The sequence below is a fragment of the Micromonospora sp. ATLC20 genome (assembly GCF_057196585.1).
Map to the genome: position 1 here is coordinate 1 of NZ_JBXUOV010000251.1, position 6,280 is coordinate 6,280.

Sequence of the window (6,280 nt, forward strand, 5' to 3'; positions counted from 1 at the left end):
GCCCGGGTCGGCGCGGCGCCCGCGGTGGTGGAGGTGGCGTTGCTGCTCGCGGTGGCCGTGCCGGTGTTCGCCGGCGGCGCGCCCGCCGCGCGGCTGGCGCTGGCGTGGTGGCTGGTCTGGGCGGTGCCGATGACGATCGTGGACGCGATGGCGCACCGCCTGCCCGACCGGCTCACCTGGCCGGCCGCCGCCGGCGTGTGGACGATGCTCGGGGTGGCCGCGCTGACCGGCCCGGGCGTCGACCCGCTGGTACGCGCCGTCCTGGCCGCCCTGGCGCTCGGCGGCGGCTTCGCCGCGACCACGCTGCTGTTCGGGCGGCGCGGCTTCGGTCTCGGCGACGCCAAGCTGGCGCTCGGCGCGGGCGCGCTGCTCGGCTGGTACGGCTGGCCGGTGCTGGTGGCCGGGCTGGTGCTCGCGCTCCTCCTCGCCGGGTCGGCCGGGGTGGCGCTGCTCGCCGCCCGGCGGGTCCGCTGGTCCGGGCACCTGCCGTTCGGGCCGTTCCTGGTGCTCGGCACCGCCGCCACGCTGGTGCTCGTCACCGTGTGATCGCCCACCCGCAGGTGCGGGCGGGTTCGTCACGGGTATCGGAGTCCCAGCCGCCTCCCAGCCGGGTCTGGTTCGGTGGCGGTCCAGGCTTCGGACTCGGGAGGGCACGTGCCGCACGGCGACGACGGTTGGCGGATCCGGCGCACGAGCGCGGACCTGGACCGGCTGGGCGAGACCGAGTCCGTCTTCGCGCTCGCCAACGGCTGGGTGGGCTGGCGCGGGACGCTCGACGAGGGCGAGCCCTGCGGCATGCCCGGCAGCTACCTCAACGGGTTCCACGAGCAGCACGAGCTGACCTACCCGGAGAGCGGGTACGGGTTCCCGGAACGCAGCGACACCGTGATCAGCGCGCCGAACGCCGCCCTGATCCGGCTCTGGGTGGACGACGAGCCGCTGGACCTGGGCACCGGCACGATCCGGCGGCACCACCAGGAGCTGGACCTGCGCGCCGGGGTGGTCCGCCGGGAGACCGAGTGGGTCTCGCCGGGCGGCCGGGGTGTGCGGATCCGCAGCACCCGCCTGGTCTCGCTGACCCGCCGTCCGGTCGCCGCCGTGGACTGGGCCGTCGAACCGCTGGACGAGCCGGTCCGGCTGCGGGTCGGCGCCGACCTGCTCGCCAACCAGCGGGTGCCGGAACGCGCCGACGACCCCCGGGCCGCCTCGGTGATCCACGACCCGCTCACCGGCGAGATCCGCCGCGACGACGGCCTCGACGGGGTGCTCGTGCACCGGACCGGGCGCAGCGGCCAGCGGGTCGCCGTCGCCGTCGCGCACCGGGTGGAGGCGCCCGACGGGATCGCCACCGGCACCGAGCTGACCGCCGACCGGTTCCGGCTGGCGCTGTCCGGTCCGGTGCGCCCCGGCGAGCGGATCCGGGTCACCCGGTTCGCCGCGTACGAATGCGCCGACGTCGACGGCACCCCGGCCGGCGAGCTGGCCGACCTGGTCGTCGCGGAGGCGGACACGGCCCGGGCCGACGGGTTCGACGCCCTGCTCGCCGAGCAGCGCGCCGCGCTCGACGCGGCGTGGGCCACCGCCGACGTCGAGCTGGACGGCGACCCGGAGCTGCAGCTCGCGGTGCGGTTCTCGGTGTTCCACCTGCTCCAGTCCGGCCGCGCCGACGGCGACCGGACCATCCCGGCGAAGGGGCTGACCGGCAACGGCTACGACGGGCACGTGCTCTGGGACACCGAGGGCTACGTGTTGCCGGTGCTCACGTACCTGGCGCCGGAGCTGGCCCGCTCGGCGCTGCGCTGGCGGCACGCCCACCTGCCCGACGCCCGCGACCGGGCGGCCGAGCTGCGCCTGACCGGCGCCACCTACCCGTGGCGGACGCTGAGCGGCCGGGAGTGCTCCGGCTACTGGCCGGCCGGCAGCGCGGGCCTGCACGTCAACGCCGACATCGCCGACGCGGTGCTGCGGTACGTGGCGGCCACCGGCGACACCGCGTTCCTCGCCGAGTGCGGCGCCGAGGTGCTGATCGAGACCGCCCGGCTGTGGCACGGCTACGGCCACTTCGACGACGGCGGCGCGTTCCACCTGACCGGCGTCACCGGCCCGGACGAGTACTCCGCGCTCGTCGACGACAACGTGTTCACGAACCTGATGTCCCGGCGCAACCTGCGTGGGGCCGCCGACGCCGCCGAGCACTGTCCCGAGGTGGCCGCGCGGCTCGGCGTCGACGCGGCCGAGGTGGCCGGCTGGCGGGCCGCCGCCGACGCCATGTTCGTCCCGTACGACGGCAAGCGCGGTGTGCACGAGCAGTCGGCCGGTTTCACCGCGCAGCCGGAGTGGGACTTCGCCGGCACCGGCGAGGACGACTATCCGCTGCTGCTGCACTTCCCCTACCAGGAGCTGTACCGCAAGCAGGTGGTCAAGCAGGCCGACCTGGTGCTGGCCATGCTGCGCTGCCCGGGGGAGTTCACCGCCGAGGAGAAGACGCGCAACGTCGCCTACTACGAGGCGCGGACCGTCCGGGACTCGTCGCTGTCGGCGTCCGCGCAGGCGATCCTCGCCGCCGAGGTCGGGCACCTCGACCTGGCGTACGACCTGTTCGCCGAGACGGCGTTCCAGGACCTCGCCGACCTGGGCGACAAGACCGCCGACGGGCTGCACCTGGCGTCCCTGGCCGGCGCCTGGCTGGTGGTGGCGCAGGGCTTCGGCGGGCTGCGCGACGACCGGGGCGTGCTCGCGTTCGAGCCGCGCCTGCCCCGGCCGATCACCCGGCTCGTGTTCCACCTGCGCCGGCACGGGCACCGGCTACGGGTCACGCTCACCGGGCGGGAGGCCCGCTACGAGCTGCCGGACGCCGGGCCGGGCGACGCGGTGGAGCTGTGGCACCACGGCGAACAGCTCCGGGTCACCGGCGACGGGCCGGTCACCCGGCCGATGCCGCCGGTGCCCGATCCCGGCCCCGAGCCGCAGGCCCCGCCCGGCCGCCGTCCGGAACGGCGCGCTCAGGAAACGGCGGGCGGCGGCGACTGAACCGGCAGGCCGGACATCCGGGCGACGACCTCCTCCAGCGCCCCGAACGCGTACGCCCAGTTGTGGCACTTGAAGCTGCGCAGCCCGGTGATCGGGGTGCGGCAGTCGGCACAGTGGACACCGGGGATCGCGTCCGGCACCTCGGTGTTCACGTACTTGCGCTCGCCGAGGATCACCCGCGCGATCATCGTGTGGTCGTGCACGCCGTGCAGCGCGGACGCGACGATGTCGTACCAGGTGACCCGCCGCCCGCACTTCGGGCAGTCCGGCTCGTCGCCGCTGACCCACAGCGGCGCGCCGATGCTGCGCGCCGGCATGTTCAGCAGCTTCTCCAGCCGCCGCACGTCCGCCTCCGGGGTGGTCCACCGGTGCCGCCCGGGCAGTGACGCGGGCGAGTCGTACACGGCGCGGAACACCGCCGGTTCGACCTCCACTGTCTCCCGTTCACCTGTCATCGGTACCTCCTCGCGCCGGCGTGTCCCACCGTCGTACCAGGTGGAGACCGGGATCGGCCGCATCGTCGACACGACGGGTCAGCGGTGTGTCGCGCAGAGTGCTAGACATCGAGGCGTGACGGAGGCTGAGAACCGACCCAATGTCGCCCGGATGTACGACTACTACCTCGGCGGCTGCCACAACTTCGCCGCCGACCGGGCCGCCGCCGAGGAGGTCCTGAAGATCTTCCCGGACACCGGCGTCGCCGCGCAGAGCAACCGCGCGTTCCTGCGCCGGGTCGTGCGCTGGGCGGCCGAGCAGGGCGTCCGCCAGTTCCTCGACATCGGCGCGGGCCTGCCCACCCAGGGCAACGTGCACGAGGTGGTCCGCGCGGTACGCCCCGACGCCCGGGTGGTCTACGTCGACCACGACGAGGTCGCCGTCGCGTACGCCCGGCGGTTGCTGCCCACCGACGGCCGCACCGTCGTGCTCCAGGGCGACCTGCGGCGTCCCGGCGAGCTGCTTGCCGACCCGACGCTGCGGGACACCATCGACCTGAGCGAGCCGGTGGCGGTGCTGCTGCTCGCGGTGCTGCACTTCGTGCCGGACGACGACGACCCGTACGCGGCGGTGGCGACGCTGCGCGACGCGACGGTCCCGGGCAGCGTGCTCGCGCTGTCCCACCTCACCCTGGACGGCCTGCCGACGCTGCCCACCGAGCAGGGCACCGCGATCTACCGCCGCAGCAGTTCCCCGCTGGTGCCCCGCACGCGCGACGAGGTGGCCCGCTTCCTCGACGGCTACGAGCTGGTCGAGCCGGGCCTGGTCAGGGTGGCGGACTGGCGGCCCGACGGGGAGCCGCAGGCCGCGGTGTCGCACGGCTACGGCGGGGTCGGCGTCCGCCGCTGAGCGCGGTCAGTCCAGGCCGCCGTGCGCGGCCCAGAGCGCCGCGGCCCGGTCGGCCGCCGCCGCCACGAGCGCGGCCAGCTCCGGCCGGTCCGGCACCCGGAACGACACGTACGCGCCGCGTCCGCCGGATGTGGGCCGGCCGTACGCCTTCGCGGCGAGACGCCCGTCCGGCAGCAGCCTGATGTTGAGCGTGGTCAGTGTGAACTCCTCGCCGCGCCGGGTGTCGGTCCAGCGCAACTCCTCCGGCACTGTGACGTTGATGGCGAGGGCGCTGACGTCGGGGGAGGCGGCGCTGCTCATCGCCCGATCGTCGCACGATCGCCTGCTCACCGGCGCAGCGTCGTTTCGCGGGTCATGTGGGACAGCTTCTCCGGGTTGCGCACCGCGTAGAGGCCACTGATCCGGCCATCGTCGAGGCGTACCGCGACCACGGTGTCCAGCTCACCGTCGAGGCGTACCAGCAGCGCCGGGTAGCCGTTGACCTGCACCGGTTCCATCGATGCCACTGCCGCGACCCGGCGCCAGCCGCCCGCGAGCAGGCGGGCCACCTTGTCGCCGCCGGTGACCGGCCGGGCGATCGCCTGCTTGATCCCGCCACCGTCGCCCACCAGCACCGCGTCCGCGGCCAGGACGCGGAGCAGCCCGTCCAGGTCGCCGGTCTCGACCGCCCGCCGGAATGCGTCGAGCGCGTCGCGGGCCTCGGCCGCCGGGACGGTACGCCGGGGGCGGCGCGCGGTGACGTGGGCCCGCGCCCGGTGCGCGATCTGCCGCACGGCGACCGGGGTGCGCTCGACCGTCTCGGCGATCTCGTCGTAGCCGACGTCGAACACCTCCCGCAGCACGAACACGGCCCGCTCGGTCGGTGTGAGCGTCTCCAGCACCAGCAGCATCGCCATCGACACGCTCTCGGCAAGCGTCACGTCGTCCGCGACGTCGGGTGCGGTGAGCAGCGGTTCGGGCAGCCACGAGCCGACGTACGACTCCTTGCGCCGGCCCAGCGTGCGCAGCCGGGACAGCGCCTGCCGGGTGGCGATCCGGACCAGGTAGGCGCGCCGGTCCCGGATCTCGTCGAGGTCGACGCCGGCCCAGCGCAGCCAGGTCTCCTGCACCACGTCCTCCGCGTCGGCGGCCGAGCCGAGCATCTCGTACGCGACGGTGAAGAGCAGGTTCCGGTGCGCGAGGAAGTCCTCGGTGGCCGGGTCCGCCATGACTGACTCCTTCGCCGCTCGGTTGCGTTCCCCACCAGACGCCGCCCGCCGCCGCCGTGTGACACCGGGTCGCTGTGGCGGTCCTCACCCGGCGTCGCCGTCACGCCGGACGCGTCTCCGGCATCTCGTGTTCGTCAGACACTCACCTGAGCAGAGAGGGCGCCACCATGCAGACCCGATTCAACCTGTTCGAGAACCAGGTCTCGGCGACGTTCATGAAGCGCTTCGCCGGCGCGGGCCTGGTGATCCACCAGTCGTCGCTGCCCCGCACCGTCCAGGAGCTGGTGTCGCTGCGGGCCAGCCAGGTCAACGGCTGCGGCTGGTGCATCGACATGCACACAAAGGAGGCGGTGGCCGGCGGCGAGAGCGCGGTCCGGCTGAACCTGGTCGCCGCCTGGCGTGAGTCGACAGTGTTCACCGAGGCCGAGCGCGCGGCGCTGGCGTTCGCCGAGGAGGGCACCCGGCTCGCCGACGCCCACCAGGGCGTGTCCGACGAGACGTGGGAGCAGGTACGCGAGCACTACGACGACGACCAGATCGCCGCGCTGGTGTGCCTGCTCGGGCTGATCAACGCGGCGAACCGGTTCGCGGTGCTCGTGCACCAGCGCGGCGGCTCGTACGAGCCGGGGATGTTCGCGGCGGCGATGAGCTGAGCGCCGAAGCGGTGGCCCGGCCCGGTACCTGTCTCTTTTAAACAA

At 74.3% G+C, this 6,280-nt stretch carries 7 protein-coding genes; 4 read left to right on the forward strand and 3 right to left on the reverse strand.

Translation table 11 applies throughout. The features are described from left to right. On the forward strand, positions 1 to 546 hold a 546-nt coding region (locus tag AC2CHG_RS29145), incomplete at its 5' end, for a prepilin peptidase (protein ID WP_484526002.1). 108 nt (positions 547 to 654) lie between these two features. Then, entirely contained in the window at positions 655 to 3,030 is a 2,376-nt protein-coding gene (locus AC2CHG_RS29150; protein WP_484526003.1) for a glycoside hydrolase family 65 protein, read from the forward strand. Here the strand turns inward: AC2CHG_RS29150 and AC2CHG_RS29155 are convergent. Continuing rightward, positions 3,003 to 3,485 (reverse strand): hypothetical protein, encoded by a 483-nt coding sequence (locus AC2CHG_RS29155; RefSeq protein ID WP_402810504.1) that lies wholly within the window; start codon positions 3,483 to 3,485, stop codon positions 3,003 to 3,005. The two genes, AC2CHG_RS29150 and AC2CHG_RS29155, sit on opposite strands and share 28 nt — an antisense overlap. A gap of 115 nt (positions 3,486 to 3,600) precedes the next feature. On the opposite strand from AC2CHG_RS29155, the gene AC2CHG_RS29160 reads away from it, so the two are divergent. Continuing rightward, entirely contained in the window at positions 3,601 to 4,374 is a 774-nt protein-coding gene (locus tag AC2CHG_RS29160) for an SAM-dependent methyltransferase (protein WP_315985953.1), read from the forward strand. A 6-nt stretch (positions 4,375 to 4,380) separates the two neighbouring features. Here AC2CHG_RS29160 and AC2CHG_RS29165 read toward each other — a convergent pair whose 3' ends face one another. Both AC2CHG_RS29165 and AC2CHG_RS29170 read right to left on the reverse strand, forming a co-directional pair. After that, a complete protein-coding gene (locus AC2CHG_RS29165) occupies positions 4,381 to 4,674 on the reverse strand; it encodes a hypothetical protein (RefSeq protein ID WP_355513506.1) in 294 nt (97 codons plus the stop codon). Between the two features lie 26 nt (positions 4,675 to 4,700). Beyond that, positions 4,701 to 5,582: an RNA polymerase sigma-70 factor gene (locus AC2CHG_RS29170; protein WP_463840107.1), complete on the reverse strand. Its 882-nt coding sequence runs from the start codon at positions 5,580 to 5,582 to the stop codon at positions 4,701 to 4,703. A 167-nt stretch (positions 5,583 to 5,749) separates the two neighbouring features. Between AC2CHG_RS29170 and AC2CHG_RS29175 the strand changes: the two genes are divergently transcribed. Beyond that, a complete protein-coding gene (locus AC2CHG_RS29175; protein ID WP_463840106.1) occupies positions 5,750 to 6,235 on the forward strand; it encodes a carboxymuconolactone decarboxylase family protein in 486 nt (161 codons plus the stop codon). Positions 6,236 to 6,280 lie beyond the last annotated feature (45 nt).